Below are 25773 nucleotides of genomic sequence, written 5' to 3'. Positions count from 1 at the left end.
CGCATTAGACGTGTTTTTCAGGAGGTCGTCAAGCGTGTTGTTGAAAAAAATTTGAATTATTTCCTCCGCTTACGACGAACCCCGTCTGCAAAGGGTTATTCGGACGGTGGAACGTAGCCTTCGGCCTTGGCGTACTCTTCGCCCGAGAGGTACTTGTCCATCTCGGTCTGGAGGAATTTGCGGTCTTCGGCGTTCATCATGTTCAAACGACGCTCGTTGATGAGCAGGGTCTGGTGTTTCTGCCAGTCGGCCCAGGCTTTCTGTGAGACGTGGTTGTAGATGTCCTCGCCTTTGGCACCGGGGTACGGGGGGCGCTCAAGGCCTGGCAGTTCTTCTTTGTATTTGCGGCACATTACGGTGCGGGTCATGACGACTCTCCTGCATTCAAAACGTCGGCTGCATGTTTCAGCAGCTTTTTCACCGGGGCGGCGAGGCCCAGGCGCGGCGGGGTGGCGAGGTTATACCAGAGCCAGTCGTCCTCGGCCACGTGATGGGCGGACTCCTCGACCCGGACCAGCCAGGGTTCGATGGTCAACTGAAAGTGACTGAAGGTGTGGACCAGCCCGGGAAGCGCGTGATGTTCGCCCATCTCCAGCGAATGTTGATCGGCCAGATGCTGCATGTCCTCGACCGCGTCCAGTTCCGGCAGGCTCCAGAGCCCTCCCCACAACCCGGTCGAGGGACGGCGATAGAGCAGAATCTCGCCTTCGCGGTTGGCGAAAATAGGCATCAAGGTGCGTTTCTGCGGAACGGTCTTACGCGGTTTGGGGATCGGGTACCGCGTTTCCTGTCCGAGCATGTGCGCTTCGCACCCGCGCTCCAGTGGGCAGAGCAGGCAGCTGGGTTTGCTGCGGGTGCAGAGGGTCGCGCCGAGATCCATCATCGCCTGAGTGTAGTGGTTGACGCGGCTATGGGGCGTGAAGCGCTCTGCGGTCGTCCACATCTGTTTGGCGACCTTGGGTTCGCCCGGATAGCCTTCCTGCGCTGTAAAGCGCGCCAGAACGCGTTTGACGTTGCCGTCGAGGATCGGCGCGCGCAGGCCCATGCTGATGCTGGCGATCGCGCCTGCGGTGGACAAACCGATGCCCGGCAGTTCGGTGAGCTGTTCAACGTCGGGGGGGAATTCGCCGCCATGCTGAGCGACGACGATTTTGGCGGCCTTCTGCAGATTGCGGGCGCGGGTGTAATAACCGAGTCCGGTCCACAGGTGCAGCACTTCGTCTTCCGGCGCGTCGGCCAAGGCCTGAACGGTGGGCAGCGCTTCCATGAACCGGTCGAAATAGCCGAGCACGGTACTGACTTGGGTCTGTTGCAGCATGATTTCCGACACCCAGACGCGGTAGGGGGTGATGTCGTGTTGCCAGGGAAGGTCGTGGCGGCCGTGACGGTCGTACCAGTCGAGGACGGCGGAGGAGAACTGCTCGGGTTGCATCGTGGTTCCGAATTGTCAGAGAGGACGTGTCTATGTGTAGGAGCCCTGAACTCTGTGGGAGCGAATTCATTTGCGAGAGGGCAGTACATTCGACACATTTCTATCGTCTGTACCACCGCATCGTCGGGATGCCGCCCAGAACGAATTCGCTCCTACAGGGAAAAGCGGGGCTGCCAATTTACCGCTTGAACAATCCCTTGATGGCATCCTTGAGCTCGGGACTGACCTTGTCCCCCAGCTTTTCATCGATCTTGTCGCCGATCCGGTCTGTCGCCAGTTTGGCGGCGACTCTGCCCAGGCCATCGTTATCGAGGCGGCAGGCCTTGGCGCCCAGTTCCAGCGGACCCCGGCAGAGGATTGGCCATTCGATGCCGACAAAGCGCGGGTTCACTTCGCAGGCCGGGTCCGGCATGTCGCTCTTGTCGCCTTCGATGATCACACCGACGCGGTAGTTCATGCCCAGCACGCGCAGGTCGATGTCGCCGTCGCCGTTGACCGTCAGGCCCGGCGTGCGGACTTTCAGGTCCGGGTTGCTGGCCACGCCGTTGCGGAACACCAGATTGCCGTTGAGCTGCTGGAACGGGGTGTCCTTGCCGCGCGGATCGCCGCTCAGCGTTTTGCGGTTCAGCACCGAAATTCCGCGACACAGCTGTTGCTCAAGGTTGGCGTTGACCAGCACACCGTCGTTCAGTGCGAAATTGGCCGTGCCGTTAAGGCTTTCGACCAGCGCTTTCTGGCTGTTGCCTTTGGCGGTGACGTCGCTGTTCAGCGTCAGCAAGCCACGCAGCGGCGGCGTGGTGCCTTGACTCTGGATGAAACGCTCGACCGGTACGCGGGCGATACGTGTCTGCACGCTGGCCAGCGGCACTTCCGGACGCACATCCAGATTGCCTTTGACCTCGAAATTGCCGTTGTAGAGATCGCCGCGCAGGCTGTCGAGCTTGACCACGCCGTCGAGTGCCGAGGTTTTCAACGCTGCATTTTGAATCGCCAGTTTCTCAACCGTCAGCTTGCCGAAGCTCAGGTCCGCATCGACGTCGAGCGTGCGCATGCGTTCAAGCGGCAGCAGTCGCGCATCGCTCCAGGCGCCTTGAGTTGGCTGGTTTGGCAGTGGCGACGTACCGGAAGCGACCAAGGCGTCAGCTTCGCCACTCTGGACTTCGGACTTGCGCGCAGCGCCGGCAGCCTTGGCCTGATCGCTTTGCGGCGGACGATAGCGGTCGGCGTCGAAGGTGTCGGCCTTGAGTTGCAGGCGCAGGGCTTGTTTGGCGAAATCGTCTACCGCGACGTGGCCGGTGAAGGTGCTGTCGTCAACCTTCAAGGTCAGATCATCCAGCGAAACGCTGGTCTGCGTCGCGGCGATGCGGCTGACCATTTCCAGCCGCGTCAGGCTATTTTCACCCAGTGTGGGCGCGGTCTGGCCGACGCTGTCGAGGAATTCGCGCAGGTTGAATTGAGCGATGGAAATGCCGCCGCTCAGCTGGGGCGCCTTGTCCAGGTCGCGCACGTGCAGTTCGCCGAGCGCTCGCAATTGGTTGGCCGACAGTTTGAGGTTGGTCCATTCGGCAACGTTGGCCGACATGTCAGCCAGCAGTTGGCCTTGAGCGGAGAACGTCAGTGTCTTGCCCTGCAACGGATCGCCCGCCGCTTCGCCCGAGAAACGCATGTCGTCGAGCTGGTAGCGCTTGAGGGCGCGGTCGAAACGGACTTTGCCGGTCAATTCGGTCTTGGTGCGCAAGACGGGCTGATTGGTGCTCAGGAACGCGGTCAGCTTGACCGGAATGTCGGTCGCATTGTGAATCGGGCCAGTGCTCAGTTGGATGCTCTCGGCGGTGAATTGCCGGGCCTTCTGCATGTCATTGAAATCGATGCGGGCGTTGTTCACGGTCAGGCTGTCGATGTCCAGCTTGAGCGGTTGCCAGGTTTTTTCCGACTGTGCGGGTGCCTGGGCGGGTTCGCTGGAAGGCTGGGTGGCCGCCGGGGGCTGAGCAGGATTCGCGGCCTTTGCAGGGGCCTTGCCAATGTCTTCCCAGTTGCCATGCCCGCTTTCGTCGCGGGTCAGCATCAGGTTCAGGCCTTCGACGCGCACGTCGCTCATCTGCACTTCCTTGCGCAGCAGCGGCAGCACGCGCACGGAAAGGCCGAGCATTTGCAGGTCGGCGAACGGTTTGGTCGGCTCGGGCAGCGTCGCGATGCTGGCGTCGTGCAGTTCAAGGCCAAGCCACGGGAAGAGGCTCCAGCCGATATCGCCATTGAGGGTCAGTTCGACATGGGCCCGGTCGCGAACCAGTTTACGAATCTCGTCTTTGTAATCGTTGGGATCAAACAGATGGGTCAAGGCAAAGCCGAGAGCCACGATGATCAGCAACAGCCCGAGAATGAAAAGTCCCAGGATTTTGCCGAACGCTTTCATGGGCGAGTCCTTGTAATCGAATCGTTCAAAATTTAGCCCGCGAGTATAGCGTTCTCACGCAGGTGCCGGGCTGCGATCGGCCTTGCACGCTACCCGGACAAATGTAAGCAGCACTGGGACAGCAAGAAGTCGTGCCCATTCGGGGACATTCTTCACAGTGTGCACGTCGCGTTCGCGCAGTGACAGACGGCATAAAAAAGGTAATAGCAGAATGCTTTATCTGATGCAGCAAATGTTAATCTCAGCGCGTTCGTGGCACATGCTGCGTCGAATTGCCACGTACTGAGACTTTCCACTTCTAAAACCCCCAATGCTTGCGTGCGTTAAGAGGGGTGGTGGAACGATGTCGCTGTTCTTGCGTGGCATAACTACAAAATAGGGGCAAAAAAATAATGACTACGAGTACTGCTCTGGGTGGCGTTGCCGCTCAGCCTGCGTTCTTGTCCAAAGAGCGCATTATCGCCAAGCGTGGCTTCAACCGTTGGCTGGTTCCGCCAGCTGCATTGGCCATTCACCTGTGTATCGGCATGGCATACGGGTTCTCCGTATTCTGGTTGCCGCTGTCCAAAGCCATCGGGATCAAGACCGCCGTGGCCTGCCCGGCAGACATGGGCTTCTTTCAGCAAATTTTCTCGTCCGCCTGTGACTGGCCGATCTCGATGCTCGGCTGGATCTACACCCTGTTCTTCATCTTCCTGGGCTGCTCGGCCGCCATCTGGGGTGGCTGGCTGGAGCACGCAGGTCCACGCAAGGCAGGTGTCGTTTCGGCCCTGTGCTGGTGTGGCGGTCTGTTGATCTCGGCGCTGGGTGTCTACACCCACCAGATCTGGCTGATGTGGATCGGTTCGGGCGTGATCGGCGGTATCGGTCTGGGCCTGGGCTACATTTCGCCGGTTTCAACGCTGATCAAGTGGTTCCCGGACAAACGCGGCATGGCCACCGGCATGGCGATCATGGGTTTCGGCGGCGGCGCGATGGTGGGTGCTCCACTGGCGACCGCGCTGATGAGCCACTTCGCAACGCCTGACAGTGTCGGCGTATGGCAAAGCTTCGTGGCCATGGCGGTGATTTACTTCATCTTCATGATCGGCGGTGCACTGTCCTATCGCGTCCCGCCAACCGGCTGGAAACCTGAAGGCTGGACCGCGCCAGCGAAGAAAACCAACAGCGCGATGATCACCAACCGTCACGTGCACGTCAGTGTGGCGTGGAAAACCCCGCAATTCCGTCTGGTATGGCTGGTGCTGTGCCTGAACGTTTCGGCGGGCATCGGCATCCTCGGCATGGCCTCGCCACTGCTGCAGGAAGTGTTCGGCGGCAAGCTGCTAGGCACCGATCAAGGCTTCTCGCAACTGGACGCTTCGCAACTGGCGGCCATCGCGGCCATCGCGGCGGGCTTCACCGGTCTGCTGAGCCTGTTCAACATCGGCGGTCGCTTCTTCTGGGCCTCGTTCTCCGACTACATCGGCCGTAAAGCCACCTACTTCGTGTTCTTCGCGCTGGGCTTCCTGCTTTACGCGTCGGTTCCGACCCTGGGTCACCTGGGCAGTGTTGCGCTGTTCGTGGCAGCGTTCTGCGTCGTGCTGTCGATGTACGGCGGCGGCTTTGCGACCGTTCCTGCTTACCTGGCCGACCTGTTCGGTACGCAAATGGTGGGTGCGATCCACGGTCGTCTGCTGACGGCCTGGGCTGCTGCTGGCGTGCTGGGTCCGGTGTTGGTGAACTACCTGCGTGAATATCAACTGAGCCACGGCGTTGCACGCGCCGATGCTTATGACATCACCCTGTACATCCTCGCCGGTCTGCTGGTGCTGGGTTTCATCTGCAACATGCTCGTGCGTCCGGTGGCCGACAAGTACTTCATGACTGAAGAAGAATTGAAGGCTGAGCAGGCGATTGGTCACGATGCGGGCGCCGATCACACCACTTCGCTGGAGTGGAAAGCGGACGCAGGCACCAAGCCTCTGGCGATTCTGGCCTGGCTGGCAGTCGGCATTCCGCTGGCGTGGGGCGTGTGGATCACCCTACAGAAGACGGCGGTGTTGTTTCACTAAGCGTCTGTCGGGGTCAGCCTTGGGCCTCCCAGGCTGGCACCGAACCGGTCCGATTGTCATCAGACTGGGGCTGTAACTGTAGGAGTGAGCTTGCTCGCGATAGCGTTCTGATAGTCGACAATGTTGTTGAGGACAAGAGTTCTATCGCGAGCAAGCTCACTCCTACAGGTAATTTGTACAGACATGTCTATCTGCGTCATCCCGTCTACCATCACACGTCTCGTGTTTCTGTTTCCCCGCCACACGCCTATAATGTCCGCCTTTTCGCCCAATGATTTTGCGGAGCTGGTGATGGCCGAACGTAAGGCGTTCGTCGAGCGCGACACCCTGGAAACTCAGATCAAAGCCTCGATCAACCTGGATGGCACCGGAAAGGCCCGATTCGATATCGGCGTTCCTTTTCTTGAACACATGCTCGACCAGATCGCCCGTCACGGGTTGATCGATCTGGATATCGAAAGCAAGGGCGACCTGCATATCGACGACCACCACACCGTGGAAGACGTCGGTATCACCCTGGGTCAGGCCTTCAGCAAAGCCATTGGCGACAAAAAAGGCATCCGTCGCTACGGCCACGCCTATGTCCCGCTGGACGAAGCGCTGTCGCGCGTGGTCATCGACTTCTCGGGTCGTCCCGGCCTTCAGATGCACGTGCCGTACACCCGCGCAACGGTCGGCGGCTTCGACGTGGACCTGTTCCAGGAGTTCTTCCAGGGCTTCGTCAACCACGCCAACGTCACTCTGCACATCGACAACCTGCGTGGCCACAACACCCACCACCAGATCGAAACCGTGTTCAAGGCGTTCGGTCGCGCGCTGCGCATGGCCGTTGAGCTGGACGACCGTATGGCCGGGCAAATGCCTTCGACCAAGGGCGTGCTGTAATGCAGACCGTTGCTGTTATCGACTATGGCATGGGCAATCTGCACTCGGTGGCCAAGGCCCTCGAACACGTCGGCGCAGGCCGTGTGTTGATCACTAGCGACGCCGACGTCATTCGCGAAGCTGACCGCATCGTGTTCCCCGGTGTGGGCGCAATTCGCGACTGCATGGCTGAAATCCGTCGTCTGGGTTTCGATGCGCTGGTACGTGAAGTCAGCCAGGATCGCCCGTTTCTCGGCATCTGCGTCGGAATGCAGGCGTTGATGGATCGCAGTGAAGAGAACGACGGCGTGGACTGCATTGGCGTGTTCCCCGGCCAGGTGCGTTTCTTCGGCAAAGACCTTCACGAAGACGGCCAACACCTGAAAGTCCCGCACATGGGCTGGAATGAAGTCGCGCAGTCGGTGGATCACCCGCTGTGGCACAGCATTCCGGATATGGCGCGGTTCTATTTCGTGCACAGCTATTACATCGAGTCGCCGAACCCTCGGCAGATCGTCGGTCGCGGCCATTACGGTCACGACTTCGCTGCTGCGCTGGCAGACGGTTCGCGTTTCGCGGTGCAGTTCCACCCCGAAAAGAGCCATACCCATGGCCTGCAATTGCTGCAGAACTTCGCCGCGTGGGACGGTCGCTGGTAATGAGCAAAAAGAACAAGCCGCCGATCCTGACCCTCACTCCCGAGCAGGAAAGTGAGGCCTGTCACACGATCAAGCGGTTCATGGAAGACCGTTTCGAGCTGGACCTGGGTTCGTTCGAAGCGGCTGAAATCCTTGAATTGTTCACCCGCGAAATTGCCCCGCACTATTACAACCGAGCGATCTTCGATGCTCAGACGCTGTTAAAAGAGCGCTTCGAGAGCCTTGAAAGCGACATGTGGTCGCTCGAAAAAAATTAAAGGCAGTGACAAGCGTCAAGCTTCAAGCTGCAAGACTGATTTATGCGCGCCTGCTTGCGGCTTATAGCTCGCAACTCGCTGCGCTTTGACGAGGAAAAGCAGATGCTGATCATTCCCGCTATCGACCTTAAGGACGGCGCCTGCGTGCGCCTGCGCCAAGGCCGCATGGAAGATTCCACGGTGTTCTCCGATGACCCTGTCAGCATGGCTGCCAAGTGGGTCGACGGTGGCTGCCGCCGTCTGCATCTGGTCGACCTGAATGGCGCGTTCGAAGGCCAGCCGGTCAACGGCGAAGTGGTCACGGCCATCGCCAAGCGCTACCCGAACCTGCCGATCCAGATCGGCGGCGGCATTCGTTCGCTGGAAACCATCGAGCATTACGTCAAAGCGGGCGTGAGCTACGTGATCATCGGCACCAAGGCCGTTAAAGAGCCTGAGTTCGTCGCCGAGGCTTGCCGCGCGTTTCCTGGCAAGGTCATCGTCGGTCTGGATGCCAAAGACGGCTTCGTCGCCACTGACGGCTGGGCTGAAGTCAGCACGGTGCAGGTGATCGACCTGGCCAAGCGTTTCGAAGCGGACGGCGTCTCGGCCATCGTTTATACCGACATCGCCAAAGACGGCATGATGCAGGGCTGCAACGTGCCGTTTACCGCAGCGTTGGCTGCGGCCACGAAAATCCCGGTCATCGCATCAGGCGGCATTCACAACCTGGGCGACATCAAGGCGCTGCTGGATGCGAAGGCTCCGGGCATCATCGGCGCGATCACCGGCCGTGCGATCTACGAAGGCACGCTCGACGTCGCCGAAGCTCAGGCTTTCTGCGATTCATACAAAGGTTGAGGACGGATCATGGCCCTGGCTAAACGCATCATCCCTTGCCTGGACGTCGACAACGGCCGCGTGGTCAAGGGCGTGAAGTTCGAGAACATCCGCGACGCGGGTGACCCGGTGGAAATCGCTCGTCGTTACGATGAGCAGGGCGCCGACGAGATCACCTTTCTCGACATCACCGCCAGCGTCGATGGCCGCGACACCACACTGCATACCGTCGAGCGCATGGCCAGCCAAGTGTTTATCCCACTGACCGTCGGCGGCGGCGTGCGCACTGTGATGGACATTCGCAACCTGCTCAACGCCGGGGCTGACAAGGTCTCGATTAACACGGCGGCGGTGTTCAACCCTGAGTTCGTCGGCGAGGCTGCTGCGCGGTTCGGTTCGCAATGCATCGTGGTGGCGATCGACGCCAAGAAGGTGTCCGGTCCGGGTGAAACACCGCGCTGGGAAATCTTCACCCACGGCGGTCGCAAGCCGACCGGTCTGGACGCGGTCGAGTGGGCCAAGAAGATGGAAGGCCTGGGCGCTGGTGAAATTCTGCTGACCAGCATGGATCAGGACGGCATGAAAAACGGCTTCGATCTTGGCGTAACCCGCGCGATCAGCGATGCGCTGGGCATTCCGGTGATTGCGTCGGGTGGCGTGGGAAACCTTCAACACCTGGCTGATGGCGTGCTGGAAGGTCATGCCAGCGCGGTGCTGGCGGCGAGTATTTTTCACTTCGGCGAATACACCGTGCCCGAAGCCAAGGCGTTCATGGCGAAGCAAGGCATCGTCGTTCGCTGATTGCCCTCACGCTGAATGCACGCCCCAACCTGTGGGAGCGAATTCATTCGCGAAGCGATGGTACATCCGATGAAGATCCATCGGATGTAAGGGCCAATCGTCGGACTGCCGTCCAGAATGAATTCGCTCCCACCCGGTTTGGTGCGCCGTTAGGCGGTCATTGCCCACTCTCGGCCCCAGACGCTTCAAGCCACTTCTGTTCTGAAAGCGACCATCGCCCTCACTGAACTGGACAATGCCTATCGTTAACGGCACTCTCATGCCGTCGTCAGGATCGGGTGCCAGGGATATGTTCAAAGGTGTTTTTCTTGCGCTGATCAGCGCTGCGACGTTGCTCTCAGGCGTCGCTCGGGCAGACGATGCGCCGGCCTATTCGATGGTGCTCCTCACCGAGAATTTCCCGCCCTACAACATGGCCATCGACGGAAAAAACTTCGCCCAGGAAAGCAATATCAAGGGCATTGCCGTCGAGATCGTTCGCGAAACCTTCAAGCGTGCCGGTATCGGCTACAGCATGACCCTGCGTTTCCCATGGGATCGCATCTACAAACTGGCATTGGAAAAACCGGGCTACGGCGTGTTCGTGACCGCGCGTTTGCCTGAGCGCGAGACGTTGTTCAAGTGGGTCGGCCCGATCGGCCCGGACGACTGGATCATGCTGGCGAAGGCCGACAGCCCGCTTCAACTGAATTCCCTCGAAGATGCCAGGCAATACCGAATCGGCGCCTATAAAGGTGACGCCATTGCCGAAGAGTTGGGGCGTCAGGGCATGAACCCGATCACCGTGCTCAGCGACAAGGACAACGCTCGAAAGCTGGTCGAAGGGCAGATTGATTTGTGGGCGACAGGTGATCCGGCGGGGCGGTACCTGGCGCGTCAGGAAGGTGTGACAGGCCTGAAAACCGTGCTGCGCTTTAACAGCGCCGAATTGTTCCTGGCGCTGAACAAGGACACGCCGGACGAGGTGGTCAACAAGCTACAGACCGCGCTGGATCAACTGCGCAAGGAAGGCACGGTGGACAGCATTCTCGGGAAGTACCTCTGACGCAACGCCACAATCCTCGCCTGAATGCGGCTCAATCTGTGGGAGCGAATTTATTCGCGAGAGGCCTTACATTCGATAAATCTTCGTCGGACGTACCGCTGCCTCGCGAATGAATTCGCTCCCACAGAAAATCGCACTCCGCTCGATCTACCGATAAACCCCATTCTTCCCGTGCCCGCCCATGGCCTGATTGCCACGAATGCTGATCATGTGGCGCAGTTCCACCCATTCGATGCCTTGGGCCTTGAGCTTGGGCAGTTCCCGCTCCAGCACGTCCATGGTCACCGGGTAGGGATGGCCGATCATGATTGCCGAGCCTTGCTTGTGCGCCAGTTTGATCGCGGTCTGTAGCTGCCCGTAGATCGCTTCGCTGGTGCGGGTGTCGTCGAGGAATACGTCCCGCGACACGCTCGCCAAACCAATCTTTTGTGCCTCAGCAGCGGCGACGGTCTTGGCGCTGGTGCGGCTGTCGACCAGAAACAGATGACGCCGCTGCAACTCGCCCACCAGCCAGGCCATGGCCACGGGCTCTGCGGTCATGCGGCTGCCTTCGTGGTTGTTGATGCCTGCGGCATACGGCACTTTCAGCAGCGCCGCGTTAAGGCGGGCTTCAAGCTCGGGCAGCGGCAGGTCCGGATGCCACGCGTACGGCCCGGTCGCGGGGTCCATCGGCATGTGCAGCATCACCGTTCGACCCGCCTTGTGGGCCTGACGCGCAAAATCCGTGGCGTGCGGGGTATCGGGCATGATCGCCACCGTCACGGGGCCGGGGAGGGCCAGCGCACGGCTGTCCTTCTCGGGGCTTTGTCCGAGATCGTCGATGATCAAGCTGAGGTAGGCGACCTTCGCTGGTTTGGCGTCGGTGCCGGAGGATTCGGCGGGTGCCGCACACGCAACACCCGTCACCACTGCAAGGGCCCAGACGAGCCCGGTCAACCAGAAGCGCATATCAATTGCCGCGTGTGACACTCAATCCCTTGAGCAGACTGAGGGCCTGGTTCATCTGGTAATCGTCGTCCTGCGGACGCGACTTGCCAGCCTTGGATTTGGTGGTCGGTTTGTCCGCGCCGCCATTGCCGTTGCCCAGGTGGCCGAGCAGGTCGGCCTCTTTGTAGTTCTCGCCATCGGCTTCGGTCGTGACCTTGGCGCGTTTGACTTCGATGTCCGGGTTGATGCCCTGGGCCTGAATCGAGCGGCCATTGGGCGTGAAATACAGCGCCGTGGTCAGCTTGAGCGCGCGGTCATTAGCCAATGGCAACACGGTTTGCACCGAGCCTTTGCCGAAGGTGTCCGTGCCCATCAGGATGCCGCGTTTCTGGTCCTGCAAAGCACCGGCGACGATCTCCGACGCCGAGGCGCTGCCGCCGTTGATCAGCACCACCAGTGGCGCACCTTCGCTGGCGTCGGCCGGGTCTGCCGAGAAGCGCAGTTCTGAGTTGGCGATGCGGCCCTTGGTGTAGACGATCAGCCCTTTGGTCAGGAAATGGTCCGCCACTTCGACCGCCGCCTGCAGCACGCCGCCCGGGTTGTTGCGCAGGTCGAGGATCAGGCCGTTCATCTTCTTGCCGTTGTCCTTGCGCAGCTTGGCCAGCGCCTTGCCGACCTCTTCGCCGGTCTTGACCTGGAACTGGGTGATGCGGATATAGCCATAACCCGGCTCCAGCATCTGCGATTTCACGCTCTTGACCTGAATGGTCGCGCGGGCGAGCGTCACGTCGAACGGGTTGCCGCCGTCGCGCACCAGCGTCAGGGTGATTTTCTCGCCCAGCTTGCCGCGCATCTTGTCGACGGCTTCCTGCATGGTCTGGCCTTGGGTCGGCGCGCCGTTGATCTTGACGATCAGGTCGCCTGCCTCGATGCCAGCCTTGGAAGCGGGTGTGTCGTCGATGGGCGAAACGACTTTGATGAAGCCGTCCTCGACGCCGACTTCGATGCCCAGACCGCCGAACTCGCCGCTGGTGCTTTCTTGCAGCTCCTGGAAATCTTCCGGGCCGAGGTAGGCAGAGTGCGGGTCGAGGTTGCTGAGCATGCCTTTGATGGCGTTTTCCAGCAGGGTCTTGTCATCTACAGGCTCGACATAAGCGGCTTTGATCCGGTCCATGACCTCGGCGAAGGTCCGCAGCTCGTCGAGCGGCAGTGGCGCCTTGATGTTCGCGGCGTTGGCGGGCGCGGCAGCAGCAGGCGCAGCAGCCGGTGCGGCACCTGCGGCCAATGCATGCGGAGCGCCGATAGCCACGGCGATAGTCAGGGCCAGCGAGGTGAGGCGGGACGAAAACAGCATGTCTTACGAACTCCTGAGTGAGGTGTCGACTTATCCTTGAGTGCGACACCATTGGGCCGGATCACTAGGGCGACCCTGCTGACGAATAGCGAAATACAGCGCCGGAGTGTCCTGACCACCACCACTGTTGCCTACAGTGGCGATCGCTTCCCCGGCTTTTACAACGTCCCCAGCTTCCTTCAACAGGCTCTGGTTGTGACCGTACAGACTCAAATAGCCGTTGCCGTGATCGAGAATGACCAGAAGGCCAGCCCCGCGCAACCAGTCGGCGAAGACCACGCGACCCCCATGCACAGCGCGTACCTGACTGCCTGCGGCAGCGCTGATCATCACGCCGTCCCACTTGGTTCGCTCGTCATCGCCGCGGGTTTCACCGAAACGCGCCAACAATCGACCATCGACAGGCCAAGGAAGTTTTCCTTTTGCTTGTTCAAAAGGCCCACCGTAGGACTGACCCGCGCTGGAAACCATCGCGCCGGGGGCTTTCACCGGCTTGCGAGGCGGCTCATCGCTGTCATCTTTGCTACGGTTTTTGGCCAGTGCTTCCTGCTGCTCACGCTGACGCTTCTCGGCTTCCTGCTGGGCCAAGAGCGCTTTCTGACGCGCCTCTTCGGCTTCACGCGCCTGACGGGCGAGGGTTTCTTCGATGGTCTTCAGGACTTTAGTCAGGTCTGCCTGATCCTGCTGGCGAGCCTGTAGCTTTTGATCGCGGGCCTTGTAGTCCTGATTCAGCTTCGCCAGTGCAACCTGACGCTCTTGGCGAACGGTGTCGAGCTGGGACTTCTGGTCATCCAGCGAGCTTTTCTGCACCAGCAGCTGCGCCTGTTGCAGGTCGATGTCTTTCTGGACCTCGGCCAGTTGGCGCAGCGTTTCGTTGAAGGCGTGCAGTTGTTTGAGTCGGGCCTGACTCACGTAATCGTAATAGGTGAGCGTGCGGGCGAATTTTTCGGGGTTCTGCTGGTTGAGCAGCAGTTTGAGGTATTCCTGACGGCCACTTTGATAAGCGGCGCGGGCTTGAATCGCGATCAGTCGTTGCTGTTCAACGCGTGCGCTTTGGAGTTTTTTTTTCTCTTCATCGAGCCGTTGGAGCTCGGCTTCGCTCTTTTTTAGTTCTTTTTGCAGGGCCTCCACCTGCTTTTCCAGCTGACCCATTTGGGTTTCGGTTGTGCGGAGGTCTTTTTGTACGCCGGATTTCTCGTCCTGGATTTGACTCAGGGTCTTCTTCAGCTCAGCAATGTCCTGACGCGTGGCATCCAGCTGTTTTTGGGTTTGTGCGCGGTCATCGTCGGCAAAGGCCGGAGTGAGCAAGCACATCAAAGCAAGGACGATCAGGGCGCGGAGCATGGAGTTGGGCGATACCAGGAGTGAAGACGGGCTTAGTATGCCCGCCGAAGGCTGCAAAAAAAACGCTCATCGGGCGCGGCTTTCAGACATTTCATACAAAAACCGGCGTGTTTGGGATGAACACGCCGGTTTAGGGGCTTACCTGGCGACCAGAATCGACGTGCCGGTCATTTCTTTCGGGATTTCCAGACCCAGCAAAGTCAGCATGGTCGGCGCCACGTCTGCCAGCACGCCGCCTTCGCGCACTTTCAGGTCACGCTTGCCGACGTAGACGAACGGCACCGGCTCAGAGGTGTGCGCGGTGTGCGGCTGATGCGTCTTTTCGTCGGTCATTTGCTCGACGTTGCCGTGGTCGGCCGTGATCAGCGCTTCGCCGCCGACTTTCTCCAGTGCTTCGGTGATGCGACCCACGCACACGTCCAGGCATTCAACCGCCTTGACTGCTGCTTCCATAATGCCGCTGTGGCCCACCATGTCGCCGTTGGCGTAGTTGACGATGATCACGTCGAAACGCTGGTTTTCGATGGCATCGACGATCTTGTCGGTGACTTCCGGCGCGCTCATTTCGGGCTGCAAATCGTAGGTCGCGACTTTCGGCGAAGGAATCAGGATGCGCTGTTCGCCTTCGAACGGCTCTTCACGGCCTCCGGAGAAGAAAAACGTCACGTGGGCGTATTTCTCGGTTTCGGCGATGCGCAGCTGAGTCTTGCCGTTTTTGGCCAGGTATTCGCCGAGCACGTTGTCCAGGCTGCCTTTGGTGAACGCGGCGGGTGCGTGAATGGACGCGGCGTATTGGGTCAGCATGACGAAGGCAGCCAATTTTGGCTGGCGGGCACGTGCGAAGTCCTTGAAATCGTCTTCGACGAACACACGCGTCAGTTCGCGGGCGCGGTCAGCGCGGAAGTTCATGAAGACAACAGCGTCGCCGTCTTCGACCTTGACCTGATCGCCAATGCGCGTGGCTTTGACGAACTCGTCGTTTTCGTCACGGGCGTACGCGGCGTCCAGTCCCGCCTTCGCAGTGTCGGCCTGGAATTCGGACTTGCCGTCGACGATCAGGTTGTAGGCTGATTCAACACGGTCCCAGCGATTGTCGCGATCCATGGCGAAATAACGGCCAATGATCGTGGCAGTACGACCTTTGCCCAGCCGGCCATAGGCCGCTTCCATGGTGTCGAGGTATTGATGCGCGCTGCGTGGCGGTGTGTCGCGACCGTCGAGGAACGCGTGCAGGTAGATCTTCTCGGCGCCACGTTTGGCGGCCAGTTCGACCATGGCGACCAAATGATCTTCATGACTGTGTACGCCACCATCGGAGAGCAGGCCGAGGACGTGCACGGCCTTGCCGTCACCCACGGCTTGATCGACGGCCTTGCAGATGGCTTCGTTCTCGAAGAACTCGCCGTCTTTGATCGCCTTGGTCACCCGAGTGAAGTCCTGATACACCACGCGTCCGGCGCCGAGGTTCATATGGCCAACTTCGGAGTTGCCCATCTGACCGTCTGGCAGGCCGACATCCATCCCTGAACCGGAGATCAAGCCGTTGGGCATGGTCTTGTACAGGCGATCGAAGGTCGGCGTTTTTTTGCTGGCGGTCGCCTCGTAGACCGCGTTGCCGTCGTGGCTGTCGCTGTGACCGAAGCCGTCCAGGATGATCAGAACCAATGGTTTAGGCGTGGTAGTCATGAATCCCACTCTTGGCTAATAGGTGAAGTAGAAAAAAGATCAGCAGTTTAGGACGAAGTTCCGACGGCGTCACTGCCGTACGGGCTTTGGCCCACCTTGGGGGCTGTGTATACTGGCCGACATTTTAACGCCCTGGAACCTGATGATGGTTGATCACCTGCTTGCATTTGCCACGAACCACTATTTGATCACTGGCGCTTTTGTCATTCTGCTGGCGCTGCTGATCGCGACAGAGCTGAACAAGGGCGGCAAGAGCTTGAGCACGGGTGAGCTGACCGCGCTGGTCAACCGTGATGAGGCGGTGGTCATCGACGTGCGTCCGAAGAAGGACTACGCCACTGGCCATATCGTGGGCGCCCTGAACTTCCCTCAGGACAAGGTCATGTCCCGTACCTCGGAACTTGAGAAGTACAAATCCAAGACCCTGATCATCGTCGATGCCGCCGGTCAGCACGCGGGTCACGTGGCCAGCGAGCTGCTCAAGGCCGGTTTCACTGCGGCCAAGCTGTCTGGCGGCGTCTCGTCGTGGCGCGGCGACAACCTGCCACTGGTGAAGTGACATGGCTGAAGTCGTCGTCTACTCCAGCGATTATTGCCCTTACTGCTCGCGAGCCAAGTACCTGCTCGAAAGCAAGAACGTCGATTTCGAGGAAATCAAAGTCGACGGCAAGCCGCAGATTCGCGCTGAAATGACAAAAAAGGCCGGACGCACGTCGGTCCCGCAGATCTGGATCGGTTCGGTCCACATCGGCGGCTGCGACGATCTGTTCGCATTGGAACGTGCCGGTAAGCTCGACACACTGTTGAGCGCCTGAATTCGAACCCTACAAGACCCAAGAGTAAGAAGGATCTGAGATGAGCGATCAAACGAATAACGGCGCTACTTCCAACGAAGAAGAAGCTCCACAATTTTCCCTGCAACGCATCTACGTGCGTGACCTGTCGTTCGAAGCGCCGAAAAGCCCGGCGATCTTCCGTCAGGAGTGGACCCCAAGCGTCAGCCTGGACCTGAACACTCGCCAGAAGCAGCTGGAAAATGACTTCTACGAAGTCGTGCTGACCCTGTCGGTCGAAGTGAAGAACGGCGAGGAAATCGCCTTCATCGCTGAAGTCCAGCAAGCCGGTATCTTCCTGATCAAGGGGCTGGATGCTTCGTCGATGAGCCACACCCTCGGCGCGTTCTGCCCGAACATCCTGTTCCCGTACGCGCGCGAAACCATCGACAGCCTGGTGGTTCGCGGTTCTTTCCCGGCGCTGATGCTGGCCCCGGTGAACTTCGACGCCCTGTACGCGCAAGAGCTGCAGCGCATGCAGGAATCGGGCGAGACCCCGACCGTTCAGTAAGCCTTGCGGCCTGACCGAATGAAAAAAGCGCCTGTGATGGGCGCTTTTTTGTTGGATATCGGATAAGCGACGCAGGCTCCCACAGGGTGCTCTGCGTAACCGCGGATTACTTGAACCCCAACTGACGCCAACCCTCGTACACCGCGATGGCCACGGTGTTGGACAGGTTCAGACTGCGGCTATCGGGACGCATGGGCAGGCGCAGGCGTTGCTCGATGGTCAACGGGTCCAGCACTTCTGGCGGTAATCCCCGGCTTTCCGGGCCGAACAGGAATGCATCGCCTTCCTGAAACGCCACGTCGTGGAAAGGCCGCGAGCCCTTTGTGGTAAAAGCGAACAGGCGCGGCTGGCCGATACTTTCAAGGCAACTGGCCAAGTCGGCGTGACGGTGCAGCGTGGCGTACTCGTGGTAATCGAGGCCCGCGCGGCGCAGGCGCTTGTCGTCCAGCTCGAAGCCCAACGGCTCGATCAAATGCAGGTTGCAGCCACTGTTGGCGCACAGCCTGATGACGTTGCCGGTATTCGGCGGAATTTCTGGTTGAAAAAGGATCACGTGAAACATGCACGGCTCCGAACAAAAGGACGGGATGCATTCTACCCCCGAAGAAGACCCGAGACCGAAGCTATGGCGGCGGTTTTTGGGGTCTATCGCGATATTTGGCGTGATGGTCGGGTTGATGATCGGTCGCGTGACCACGCCAGACCCGATTGAGCTGCAACGTATCGAGGTGCTGTCCGGTGGCGTGGCGGTGTGGTTCAACCGCGAGCCGCAGTTGCATGGCGAGATCATCGACGGCGCCGTGGCCTTGCTCTTCAACGCCAAAGGCGATGCGCAACGGGGCGAGTTGAAGCTCAACGGGCGTGATGTGCGTTGGAGAGTTCAGAAGAGTGACAAGGGGTTGTTGCTGAACCTGCTGGCGGCCCGTCCGTTGCGCGGTGAGTGGCACGGCGCAACTCAGGACGGGCGCTGGAGACTGGAGGTCAGTCTCCGAGAGGAATAAAAGAGGGGAATCCCCGGCCTGCCTGTACCAAGGTCCCCAAAACTGGTGATGCTTAACCTATTGCAGAGCGCGTGCCAGTTTTGAGAAAAGCCTGTAGGAAATTTCGAAATAACCATAGAAGCCCCGTTTTCAGGCCTTTCGACCAACGTCGGAAATGGCCGGTACGGTTCGCGCGCGATTTGAACAGCGTTCGAGATTGATTATTTCTTGATCATTTTTGCACGCTATTCGCGCATTTTCGAAGGTCAGAGAGCCAAAGTGATGCACGTCGCGGCAACTGCCGCGCCATCGATGCACCCAATTGTGGGAAATCTGCAATAGGTAGTATTTAAAGCTGCTATCCATTCCAAATGTGCCGTGAAGCCCCCTGATTGCTATCAGGTTTTTGAGCTTTTTATGGACGCCTTTCTGAATACGCTCAGAAATTCCATATAAGTTTCAGGGCTTTAACGATGTTTCAGCAGTTGAACACCATCCGAAGCAAAATACCCGACTGGTTGGCGAGCGCCCCATCGGACCTTCACAGCACATTGCGCAAGGCGGGCGCCACGCGACTCACCTGGTTTGAACAGGCCCGCCAATCCATGCCTGACGTCGTCAAGGCATTGCGGGATGACTACGTGCTGCACCGCTCAAGAGAAGCAGAACTCAACGAGGTGTTGAAAGACTTTCCTTCCCTTGAGGCATTTGCCGAACCCTTGCTCGTTACCGCGCTTAAAGAGCGATTCGGGTTGGAGGTGGACGTCCGCACAACCTGGCTGTTTCACGCACGCAGGATTCGTATCGACGATTCATTTGCAGCCGTGTCCAGAGATCCGCTGGTCGAATACCAGAAATCACTTAAGGCAGCGACGCAAACGTTGCTGCATGCCGCGTTGCAAAACTTCGAGGCATGGGAAACTGAACCCGGTGGAATGGACCTCGATGCGCGACAGAAGGCGGCGGTTTACGACCGCTACCCGGTCGATGGACTGGCATTGCCGACAACCCCACTGGCGATTGCGCCTGAAGCCTTCGCGGCCCTGTCCCGGGAACTGGATCTCGGCGGGCAGTATCAGCAAAAAATCAGCGCGTTCCTGAACCCTGTTTCCGTGCCCGGCGATGCTTCCGATGCCGCCACGTTCAATCGACGGGGCTTGCTCAAGCGTGTGGAAGAGTCGGCCCTTCGCATTCAGGTCCACCTGGCCTTGATGCAGGGGCATATCAGCCAACGTCTTTACGCTCCTTTATTAGAGGTGGCCGCAAACGTCACGCAAGCCACGCTCGAAGGCGAGCCGATGACCTGCAGCTTCCTGCGCCTGTGGGACGTCGAGTTGACAGGCATCGTGACGATCAGCAAACCCCGCGACAGCGCAGACACCGTGCAGAGTGTCGTGGTCTACATCCCGAATGATCCGGTCTGCCCGCTCAAGGAATACCCATCCAGCGCTGTGTTCACCGCTGCGCTGCGCGACAGATTGTTGATGGAAGGCTATTCGGCGTTTTTCCAGCGTTTCGTTCCCGCCCGTCACCAGGCAGAACTGTTCGCAAAGCTGGAGTCATGCCTGCGGCCTGTGGTGTGGAACAACGACCGAAACTGGTACGAGCCGCAGGTCGACGTGAACGCGAAGCTCCATCTGCGGGAGCATGAGTTCAAGGTCGGGCTGCTGACGGCTGTCACTGAGCAAAATGCCGCGATCCTCAAGGACGACGCGCTGTTTCATGGGGTGCCTACGGCGGATGAAGACCAGAAAACCTTCGAGCAGCGTGTTCACTATTTTGAAAACATCGCGCTACAGACGTTGAACGCGGTGGGGTTCGTCGTCCCGCCGGTCGGCGCCGTGATGATGGCCGTCGCGGCCGCGCAGTTGGGGGTCGAGGTTTTCGAAGGCGTGGACAGTTGGACGCGCGGCGAGTGGGAACAGGGCTGGCGTTGCCTCATGGACGTGGCGGAAAACGTAGCACTCATGGCCGCACTGGGGGCTGCTCACGGCAGCGGCACTCCGGCGGCAGAAACCCTCACGGTCGAGACGCCTTCGTTCATCGAAGAACTGGAAGAGGTCGAATTGCCCAATGGTGAAACCCGATTGTGGAAACCCGATATCAGACCTTTTGCCCATGACACAGTGCTGCCCGCTGGGCTGAAGCCTGACGTTTACGGGGTCTATCACTACCAGAACAAAACCTGGGTTTCTCTCGAGGGTAAGGTGCACTCGGTAAAAAGGTCGTCCGCGAATGAGCCGTTGCGGATCGAGCATCCTACCAAAGCCATCAGCTATGAACCCCCGCTGCGCAGCAATGGCGCAGGCGCCTGGATGCACCCGGCAGATCGCCCTCTGGAATGGGAGGGTCTGAAGCTGTTTCGCCGATTGGGTCATACCGCCGATGCGTTTTCCGACGTGACGGCGCAACGCATTTTGCAGATCAGCGACACCCACGAAACCGTGCTGCGCAGAGCGTTGGCAGAGGGGCAACGCCCTCCGGCCTTGCTTGAAGACACGATGCGCCGTTTCCAGTTGGATGAGGACATGTCGCGCGAGCAGCGGGGCGAGGGGGCCGGGATCAACCAGGCGGCAGCCTTTGCATCACGTTATCGTGCGCTGTCTTCCGCGCAGGAAGCCGAAGGGGGCTTGATCACCCGCCGCTACCCCGACCTGCCAGGTCCCATCGTGGATGAAGTGGTCCGCGCTGCGTCGGCCGCTGAGCGTGCAGCGTTGGCCAACGGGCAGGTGCCCGTGCGCGTTGCCGAAGAGATTCGTGTCTATCAGCAGCAGGTCAGATTGGCGCGCGCTTACGAAGGGCTTTACCTCGAATCGGTGCGCAACCCCGACAGCGACGTCTTGATTCTTCACTCACTGGAGACGTTGCCTGGCTGGTCCGCGGAGTTGCGTCTTGAGCTGCACGACCGTCGATTCGCTGGTCCGCTGATTGACGCCATTGGCCCTGTGGAATCGACGCTGCGCAAGGTTCTGGTTCGGCATGCCGACGGCTTTGAAGCCTATGACGAGCGAGGACTGGAGCTGCATGGGCGCGATGATTTTTACGCGGCAGTTCTGCACGCGCTACCCGATGCACCGCGCGCCGCGTTGGGATTTCCCGGCACTTGGGATGGCCCGAAACTCAAACTCGCTGTTCAGAACGGTCCGTTGCTCCCCCGGCCTGCGCTGCGCACGCTATTGAACATGCAGCCCGCCACGCCGGGCCGACCCTCGCCGATGCGGCTGGCGGACGGGCGCTTGGGTTATCCCTTGAGTGGCAGAGGGGCCCTGCAAGGGTTTATCGCGCGGGACACCTTGCTGGACCTCATTCGATCCACCGGCGCGTCGAACGGCGACGCCTCTGCCGAGCACATTTTGGCTGCGTTAGAGGCCGCAGGCCTGGATCGTCAGCAGATTCACCAGCGGCTGATTGAGGTGCTTGACGAGCGTCTTGCGCTGGACGTCAGTTTGAACGCCTGGGGCGACAGCTCAGTGTCCGCGCCCGAAGCGCCCGAGCGGCAGGCGAATCGAACGCGCATTCATGATGCCATCTGGCGGCATTGGGCCGAAACAGCCTTGCCCGAGGTCACGTCCAACGGCGCGACATTGCGTTTGCAAAACGTGGTGCTGAGCGACTTCCCGCCAGCGCTCCCTGACTTTTTCAGTCAACGCGTGACTCGCATGGACCTGATCGAGATCGCCATCAATCGACCGGTATCAACGGTGTCACCGCCAATTGCCCGATGGGTAGATCAGCGTCTTGCCCTGGAAGCGTTTTTCGTGCGATTCCCGGGCGTCACAGCGCTGGAAATCAGCCGTTCGACGATGGCGAACGACCCGCTGGTCTTTCAGCTGCCGTACCTGGTCGCTCAGTCGTTTCCGGCCTTGCGCAGCTTGCGGCTGGTCAATCAGAGCCTGTCGATCAGTCTGCTGGAAGTGCAGTCTCTCAGTCGGCTCGAACATCTGGAAACGCTGGACCTGAGCGGTAACACCATCAGCTTTATCGAGCCGACCACGCTCACTGGCTTGCATTTGCGCACACTGAGGCTGGACAACGTGGGGCTCGAGCGTTGGCCTGCGTGGCTAGACGGGCTGGCGTCCTCGTCGATCACCGAGCTGTCGTTGCGCAATAACCGCATCATGGAAGTGCCGTGGGACATGTCCAGCCTGCAAGCCTCGACCGATCGATCGACCACGGTTTCGCTGCAAGGCAATCCACTTTCCCGGCTGACGATGACCCGCATTCGGCTCAACGAAGGGCTGAACAACCGGTTTCGATTCCAGCTTGACGTACCCCCTCATCTGGCCGCTCATATCTATCAGATGAGGCAAGAGCGCACGCAATTGCGAGAGGCCATCGACAGCTGGACCCAGGCTTCTACCTCGACCCGGCCATTGACTGAAGAAGCGGTAGAGGTTCGGCGCGCCATCGGCGAAACCCTGCTGGAGTACTCGCGCCTCTACGGCGAAGGCCAGACGCAGACGGTTTTGACTGTCCAGGGCATTGCGCTGGCGGACTTTCCTGCGCAACTGCCAGCGTTCTTTGACGTGCGCGTGCGCAGCCTGCAATTGATCCGGGTCGGGGCCAGCGAGGCTGAGCTGAATCGATTTCTGACGCGCTTTCCACAACTGACGAATCTGGAGTTGACCGGGGCCGTGGAGCCTCTGCCGGCGCTGCCGTCCGCATTGTCGCGCCTGCCGCAACTGAACACCTTGAGCATCCGGGATCAGGGCCGTCTTATCGATCAGCAGGTCATGACGTTTCTCGCGAGGCTACCTCATCTCAATGCACTGGATCTGAGCGGAAACGTACTGGGCGCGATCTCCGATGTTTCCGCGATGCGAGGCCGTCTGACCTGGCTTTCTCTCGACAACTCGGGGCTGACGCAGTGGCCTGACTGGGTGGACGTCCTGCTCCCCATGGAAGGACTGACGCTGGACAACAATCAACTGACCGAGCTGCCCGAGCGCGTTTTGCGGAACCCGCGCAATGACATCGGGCAGACCGAAATCGCCTTGCGCGGCAATCCGCTGACCCATGAAACGATGCGCAGGGCGCACGTTTCTGAGCGCTATCGCGGGTCTTATACCTTTGCGATGGACTTTCCCGACGACATTCTTGAGCTATCACCGGAGCGCCATGACTCGGATTCCGACACCTACGAATCAGACTCCGATTCTTCCGGCGGTCTGTACAGCCCAGAGCCTCCACCCCCTGAGGAAATGCCTGACGTCGAGCAATGGCTCCTCGGGTCGGTCGACGAAAACCAGGCCCATCAGGCATTGTGGCAGCGCATCGAGGAAGGAGGCGATGCGCCGAACCTGATGGCGCTGATCGGGCGCCTTACGCAATCAGCGCCTTATCGTAATGCGCAGACACGTGTCGAGTTTGCAGAGCGGGTGTGGCGCGTGCTCGATGCGGCGGACCGGAATCTCGAAAACCGGCTGCTGTACAACGGCATCGCCGAAGAGGCCCTCGTGCAGCCTGAAACGGGCTTTCAAACCTGCTCCGACGGCGCGTGGCTGGTGTTTAATCAGATCGAGATTCAGATGTTCATCGAGCAGTCGCTGAGCAACGTGCCAGCCGAACTGCGCGGGCAATCACTGTACCGACTGACCCGGCGCCTGTACCGACTGCACGAGCTCGACGCCGTTGCCCGTGAGCAGGCTGCCGGTCGCGACGAGGCCGAAGTGCGTCTGGCCTATCGCCTGCGTTGGGCCTCGGAGCTGGACCTGCCATTGCCGCCGAGCAACATGTTGTATCAGGTGCACGCCAGCATTCGTCCCGGTGAACTGGACGCTGCGCTGGCCCGTGTACAGCAAGGGGAATACGGCGAGCCATTCATGGCCTATGCCGCCCAGCGCGACTTTTGGGTGGATTACCTACGCGGGGCCTATGCCGAGCGCTTCCAGACGCTGAAGGACGATTACCTGGCGCGGGTCTTGGCCGTTCCGGACCGCTTTCCCGGCCAGGCAATCGAGGAGCTGGGCGCAGAATACGCGGCGTTGAAGGCCGCGTATGAGGCACAGGAAATGGCGCTGATTCGTGAGCTGACGTACCGCGTGGGATTCGAAGAGGGCTGATGAGCTAGAACGGCGCGTCGCCCAGAATCGTGGCGCGATGCATTACCCGGCGCTGTGGGCGGTAATCGTCCACGGCGTAGTGCTGTGTCACGCGGTTGTCCCACATGGCGATGTCGTTTTCCTGCCAGCGCCAGCGAAGGGTGAACTCGGGGCGGGTGGTGTGGGCGAACAGCAGTTTCAGAATCGCCTCGCTTTCCGCCGCTTCCAGCTCGTTGATGCGCGTGGTGAACCCGTCGTTGACGAACAGCGCCTTGCGCCCGCTCACCGGGTGCGTGCGGATCACCGGGTGCGACAGTGGCGGGTTCTTACGGCGGGTTTCTTCCCAGCGGGCGAGGTCTTCGGCCGTGCTGCCGAAGCGTTCCACAGGAAAGGATCGGGTGAAGTCGTGAGTAGCCGTCAGCCCATCGAGCAACGTTTGCAGCGGCTTGGACAGCGCTTCAAACGCTGCAATGCCACTGGCCCACAGCGTGTCACCGCCGTAGGCGGGCAATTGCTTCGCGCTCAGGACAGCACCGAGGGCGGGCGTCGGCAAGAAGGTCACGTCGGTGTGCCAGATGGCGTTGTCGCGTACATCCGTCAGCGCCGTGTCGAGCACCATGATTTCCGGCTGCTCAGCCACGTTAGGGTAAATCGGGTGCACATGCAGATCACCGAACAAGGAAGCGAAGCGCACTTGCTGTTGAGGCGTGATCGGCTGCTCGCGAAAAAACAGCACCTGATGGTCGAGCAGCGCTTGCTCGATGGCATTACGTTGATCGGCGGTCAGGTCCCGGCTCAGGTCGACGCCGCTGATCTGCGCGCCCAATGCCGAACTGATAGGGGTGATGTGAAGGCTCATGCGGGTTCTCACAATGTGCGCCGAAGTGTCGGCGTAGTCAGTGTCTGTTCTTGTCAGTAATCAATGATTCTGGCCTTGCCACGGCACGAGTTTGCGTTGCAGCGCGCGCAAGCCCATTTCCAGAGCGAATGCGATGAACGCGATCACCAGAATCCCCAGTACCACGACATCCGTGACCAGAAATTGCGCAGCGGACTGGACCATGAAACCCAGGCCGCTGGTGGCCGCGATCAGCTCGGCGGCGACCAGCGTTGACCAACCCACCCCCAGCCCGATGCGCACGCCGGTGAGGATGTCGGGCAGGGCGCTGGGCAAAATCACATGCCGAATCAGCTGCCAGCGCGTGGCACCCAGCGACTGCGCGGCACGCAGTTTGGCGCTGTCCACGGTGCGCACGCCGGTGGCCGTGGCGATGGCAATCGGTGCGAAGATCGCCAGGTAAATCAACAGCACTTTGGAGAACTCGCCGATGCCGCACCAGATCACGATCAGCGGCAGATACGCCAGCGGCGGGATCGGGCGGTAGAACTCGATCAGGGGGTCGAAAATACCCTGCGCGATACGGTTATGGCCGATGGCAATGCCGACCGGAATGGCCGTCAGCACCGCGAACACCAGACCCAGTCCGATGCGTTGCAAGCTGGCGCCGAGGTGCTGCCAGAGGGTGGACTCCATGTAACCCTTGGTCATCAGCAACCAGGCTTTTTCCAGCACCGCAGAGGGCGGCGGCAGGAACAGCGGCTCGACCCATTCGAATGCCGTGACCACCCACCAGGCGGCGAGCAGTGCGACCAGTGTCAGGACGCTGATGGCGCGTGTGCTGATGTAAAGGCGCCGCGCTCCGGCTTTCGCAGGAAGCGACGTCGGTGTAAGAGCATCGGCCAGCGGCGCGGA

22 protein-coding genes are annotated in these 25773 nt (G+C 60.0%); 12 read left to right on the top strand and 10 right to left on the bottom strand.

What is annotated here, in order from left to right; all coding sequences use genetic code 11:
• Positions 1–95: 95 nt before the first annotated feature.
• The 3 genes from ACWKWE_RS21660 to ACWKWE_RS21650 all read right to left on the bottom strand — a co-directional run bounded on the left by ACWKWE_RS21660 (position 96) and on the right by ACWKWE_RS21650 (position 3845).
• On the bottom strand, positions 96–368 hold the full coding sequence (locus ACWKWE_RS21660; protein WP_166594215.1) for an oxidative damage protection protein: 273 nt from the start codon (positions 366–368) through the stop codon (positions 96–98).
• Positions 365–1432: an A/G-specific adenine glycosylase gene (mutY, locus tag ACWKWE_RS21655; protein WP_483851663.1), complete on the bottom strand. Its 1068-nt coding sequence runs from the start codon at positions 1430–1432 to the stop codon at positions 365–367. Before mutY ends, ACWKWE_RS21660 begins: the two co-directional genes overlap by 4 nt.
• 178 nt (positions 1433–1610) lie before the next feature.
• Positions 1611–3845: an AsmA family protein gene (locus ACWKWE_RS21650; RefSeq protein WP_483851662.1), complete on the bottom strand. Its 2235-nt coding sequence runs from the start codon at positions 3843–3845 to the stop codon at positions 1611–1613.
• 392 nt (positions 3846–4237) lie between these two features.
• Here ACWKWE_RS21650 and ACWKWE_RS21645 point away from each other — a divergent pair, with 392 nt between their 5' ends.
• From ACWKWE_RS21645 to ACWKWE_RS21615, 7 genes are all read left to right on the top strand, one after another.
• A complete protein-coding gene (locus ACWKWE_RS21645; protein ID WP_166594218.1) occupies positions 4238–5899 on the top strand; it encodes an OFA family MFS transporter in 1662 nt (553 codons plus the stop codon).
• Positions 5900–6190: 291 nt separating this feature from the next.
• Positions 6191–6784 carry an imidazoleglycerol-phosphate dehydratase HisB gene (gene hisB / locus ACWKWE_RS21640; RefSeq protein WP_062379429.1) on the top strand — a complete coding sequence of 198 codons (594 nt, stop codon included), beginning with the start codon at positions 6191–6193 and terminating at the stop codon, positions 6782–6784.
• Positions 6784–7422: an imidazole glycerol phosphate synthase subunit HisH gene (hisH, locus tag ACWKWE_RS21635; protein ID WP_166594219.1), complete on the top strand. Its 639-nt coding sequence runs from the start codon at positions 6784–6786 to the stop codon at positions 7420–7422. Before hisB ends, hisH begins: the two co-directional genes overlap by 1 nt.
• On the top strand, positions 7422–7679 hold the full coding sequence (locus tag ACWKWE_RS21630; RefSeq protein ID WP_341960628.1) for a DUF2164 domain-containing protein: 258 nt from the start codon (positions 7422–7424) through the stop codon (positions 7677–7679). Before hisH ends, ACWKWE_RS21630 begins: the two co-directional genes overlap by 1 nt.
• 102 nt (positions 7680–7781) lie before the next feature.
• Positions 7782–8519, top strand: a complete 738-nt coding sequence (gene hisA / locus ACWKWE_RS21625; RefSeq protein WP_483851661.1) for a 1-(5-phosphoribosyl)-5-[(5-phosphoribosylamino)methylideneamino]imidazole-4-carboxamide isomerase — start codon at positions 7782–7784, stop codon at positions 8517–8519.
• 9 nt (positions 8520–8528) lie between these two features.
• Entirely contained in the window at positions 8529–9299 is a 771-nt protein-coding gene (gene hisF / locus ACWKWE_RS21620) for an imidazole glycerol phosphate synthase subunit HisF (RefSeq protein ID WP_166594222.1), read from the top strand.
• A gap of 289 nt (positions 9300–9588) precedes the next feature.
• Positions 9589–10344, top strand: coding sequence for a substrate-binding periplasmic protein (locus tag ACWKWE_RS21615; RefSeq protein WP_166594223.1), 756 nt, complete (start codon positions 9589–9591; stop codon positions 10342–10344).
• 147 nt (positions 10345–10491) lie between these two features.
• Here ACWKWE_RS21615 and ACWKWE_RS21610 read toward each other — a convergent pair whose 3' ends face one another.
• From ACWKWE_RS21610 to gpmI, 4 genes are all read right to left on the bottom strand, one after another.
• Positions 10492–11292, bottom strand: a complete 801-nt coding sequence (locus tag ACWKWE_RS21610) for a divergent polysaccharide deacetylase family protein (protein ID WP_166594224.1) — start codon at positions 11290–11292, stop codon at positions 10492–10494.
• Position 11293: 1 nt separating this feature from the next.
• A complete protein-coding gene (locus tag ACWKWE_RS21605) occupies positions 11294–12625 on the bottom strand; it encodes a S41 family peptidase (protein WP_166594225.1) in 1332 nt (443 codons plus the stop codon).
• A gap of 30 nt (positions 12626–12655) precedes the next feature.
• Complete coding sequence (locus ACWKWE_RS21600) at positions 12656–13969, bottom strand: murein hydrolase activator EnvC family protein (RefSeq protein ID WP_401146043.1); 1314 nt, start codon at positions 13967–13969, stop codon at positions 12656–12658.
• 138 nt (positions 13970–14107) lie between these two features.
• Positions 14108–15655 carry a 2,3-bisphosphoglycerate-independent phosphoglycerate mutase gene (gene gpmI, locus ACWKWE_RS21595; RefSeq protein WP_483851660.1) on the bottom strand — a complete coding sequence of 516 codons (1548 nt, stop codon included), beginning with the start codon at positions 15653–15655 and terminating at the stop codon, positions 14108–14110.
• Positions 15656–15800: 145 nt separating this feature from the next.
• Between gpmI and ACWKWE_RS21590 the strand changes: the two genes are divergently transcribed.
• From ACWKWE_RS21590 to secB, 3 genes are read left to right on the top strand one after another with little or no spacing between them, the layout of a single operon-like run.
• Positions 15801–16214 (top strand): rhodanese-like domain-containing protein, encoded by a 414-nt coding sequence (locus ACWKWE_RS21590; RefSeq protein ID WP_166594289.1) that lies wholly within the window; start codon positions 15801–15803, stop codon positions 16212–16214.
• Position 16215: 1 nt separating this feature from the next.
• Positions 16216–16470 (top strand): glutaredoxin 3, encoded by a 255-nt coding sequence (grxC, locus tag ACWKWE_RS21585; RefSeq protein WP_483851659.1) that lies wholly within the window; start codon positions 16216–16218, stop codon positions 16468–16470.
• Positions 16471–16510: 40 nt separating this feature from the next.
• On the top strand, positions 16511–16999 hold the full coding sequence (gene secB, locus ACWKWE_RS21580; protein ID WP_166594229.1) for a protein-export chaperone SecB: 489 nt from the start codon (positions 16511–16513) through the stop codon (positions 16997–16999).
• Positions 17000–17105: 106 nt separating this feature from the next.
• Here the strand turns inward: secB and trmL are convergent, their stop codons facing one another.
• Positions 17106–17561 (bottom strand): tRNA (uridine(34)/cytosine(34)/5-carboxymethylaminomethyluridine(34)-2'-O)-methyltransferase TrmL, encoded by a 456-nt coding sequence (gene trmL / locus ACWKWE_RS21575; RefSeq protein ID WP_483851658.1) that lies wholly within the window; start codon positions 17559–17561, stop codon positions 17106–17108.
• On the opposite strand from trmL, the gene ACWKWE_RS21570 reads away from it, so the two are divergent.
• Positions 17560–18000, top strand: coding sequence for a hypothetical protein (locus tag ACWKWE_RS21570; RefSeq protein ID WP_166594231.1), 441 nt, complete (start codon positions 17560–17562; stop codon positions 17998–18000). The two genes, trmL and ACWKWE_RS21570, sit on opposite strands and share 2 nt — an antisense overlap.
• A 584-nt stretch (positions 18001–18584) precedes the next feature.
• On the top strand, positions 18585–24041 hold the full coding sequence (locus ACWKWE_RS21565; RefSeq protein WP_483851657.1) for a dermonecrotic toxin domain-containing protein: 5457 nt from the start codon (positions 18585–18587) through the stop codon (positions 24039–24041).
• Positions 24042–24045: 4 nt separating this feature from the next.
• Here ACWKWE_RS21565 and tauD read toward each other — a convergent pair whose 3' ends face one another.
• Together tauD and tauC are read right to left on the bottom strand one after the other, a co-directional pair.
• Entirely contained in the window at positions 24046–24879 is an 834-nt protein-coding gene (gene tauD / locus ACWKWE_RS21560; protein ID WP_166594233.1) for a taurine dioxygenase, read from the bottom strand.
• A 60-nt stretch (positions 24880–24939) separates the two neighbouring features.
• The gene (gene tauC / locus ACWKWE_RS21555; RefSeq protein ID WP_483851898.1) at positions 24940–25764 is read right to left on the bottom strand and encodes a taurine ABC transporter permease TauC; all 825 of its coding nucleotides are present in this window, start codon (positions 25762–25764) and stop codon (positions 24940–24942) included.
• Between the last annotated feature and the right edge of the window lie 9 nt (positions 25765–25773).

The sequence above is a fragment of the Pseudomonas salicis genome (assembly GCF_057128705.1).
Note: the sequence above shows the minus strand (reverse complement) of the source record. Positions and strands in the feature narration are given on the sequence as shown.

Bases quoted from the DNA above. Each gene is read 5' to 3' on its own strand.
- ACWKWE_RS21660 (WP_166594215.1), bottom strand. From the start codon at position 368: ATGACCCGCACCGTAATGTGCCGCAAATACAAAGAAGAACTGCCAGGC.
- mutY (WP_483851663.1), bottom strand. From the start codon at position 1,432: ATGCAACCCGAGCAGTTCTCCTCCGCCGTCCTCGACTGGTACGACCGT.
- ACWKWE_RS21650 (WP_483851662.1), bottom strand. From the start codon at position 3,845: ATGAAAGCGTTCGGCAAAATCCTGGGACTTTTCATTCTCGGGCTGTTG.
- ACWKWE_RS21645 (WP_166594218.1), top strand. From the start codon at position 4,238: ATGACTACGAGTACTGCTCTGGGTGGCGTTGCCGCTCAGCCTGCGTTC.
- hisB (WP_062379429.1), top strand. From the start codon at position 6,191: ATGGCCGAACGTAAGGCGTTCGTCGAGCGCGACACCCTGGAAACTCAG.
- hisH (WP_166594219.1), top strand. From the start codon at position 6,784: ATGCAGACCGTTGCTGTTATCGACTATGGCATGGGCAATCTGCACTCG.
- ACWKWE_RS21630 (WP_341960628.1), top strand. From the start codon at position 7,422: ATGAGCAAAAAGAACAAGCCGCCGATCCTGACCCTCACTCCCGAGCAG.
- hisA (WP_483851661.1), top strand. From the start codon at position 7,782: ATGCTGATCATTCCCGCTATCGACCTTAAGGACGGCGCCTGCGTGCGC.
- hisF (WP_166594222.1), top strand. From the start codon at position 8,529: ATGGCCCTGGCTAAACGCATCATCCCTTGCCTGGACGTCGACAACGGC.
- ACWKWE_RS21615 (WP_166594223.1), top strand. From the start codon at position 9,589: ATGTTCAAAGGTGTTTTTCTTGCGCTGATCAGCGCTGCGACGTTGCTC.
- ACWKWE_RS21610 (WP_166594224.1), bottom strand. From the start codon at position 11,292: ATGCGCTTCTGGTTGACCGGGCTCGTCTGGGCCCTTGCAGTGGTGACG.
- ACWKWE_RS21605 (WP_166594225.1), bottom strand. From the start codon at position 12,625: ATGCTGTTTTCGTCCCGCCTCACCTCGCTGGCCCTGACTATCGCCGTG.
- ACWKWE_RS21600 (WP_401146043.1), bottom strand. From the start codon at position 13,969: ATGCTCCGCGCCCTGATCGTCCTTGCTTTGATGTGCTTGCTCACTCCG.
- gpmI (WP_483851660.1), bottom strand. From the start codon at position 15,655: ATGACTACCACGCCTAAACCATTGGTTCTGATCATCCTGGACGGCTTC.
- ACWKWE_RS21590 (WP_166594289.1), top strand. From the start codon at position 15,801: ATGGTTGATCACCTGCTTGCATTTGCCACGAACCACTATTTGATCACT.
- grxC (WP_483851659.1), top strand. From the start codon at position 16,216: ATGGCTGAAGTCGTCGTCTACTCCAGCGATTATTGCCCTTACTGCTCG.
- secB (WP_166594229.1), top strand. From the start codon at position 16,511: ATGAGCGATCAAACGAATAACGGCGCTACTTCCAACGAAGAAGAAGCT.
- ACWKWE_RS21570 (WP_166594231.1), top strand. From the start codon at position 17,560: ATGCACGGCTCCGAACAAAAGGACGGGATGCATTCTACCCCCGAAGAA.
- trmL (WP_483851658.1), bottom strand. From the start codon at position 17,561: ATGTTTCACGTGATCCTTTTTCAACCAGAAATTCCGCCGAATACCGGC.
- ACWKWE_RS21565 (WP_483851657.1), top strand. From the start codon at position 18,585: ATGCCTGACGTCGTCAAGGCATTGCGGGATGACTACGTGCTGCACCGC.
- tauD (WP_166594233.1), bottom strand. From the start codon at position 24,879: ATGAGCCTTCACATCACCCCTATCAGTTCGGCATTGGGCGCGCAGATC.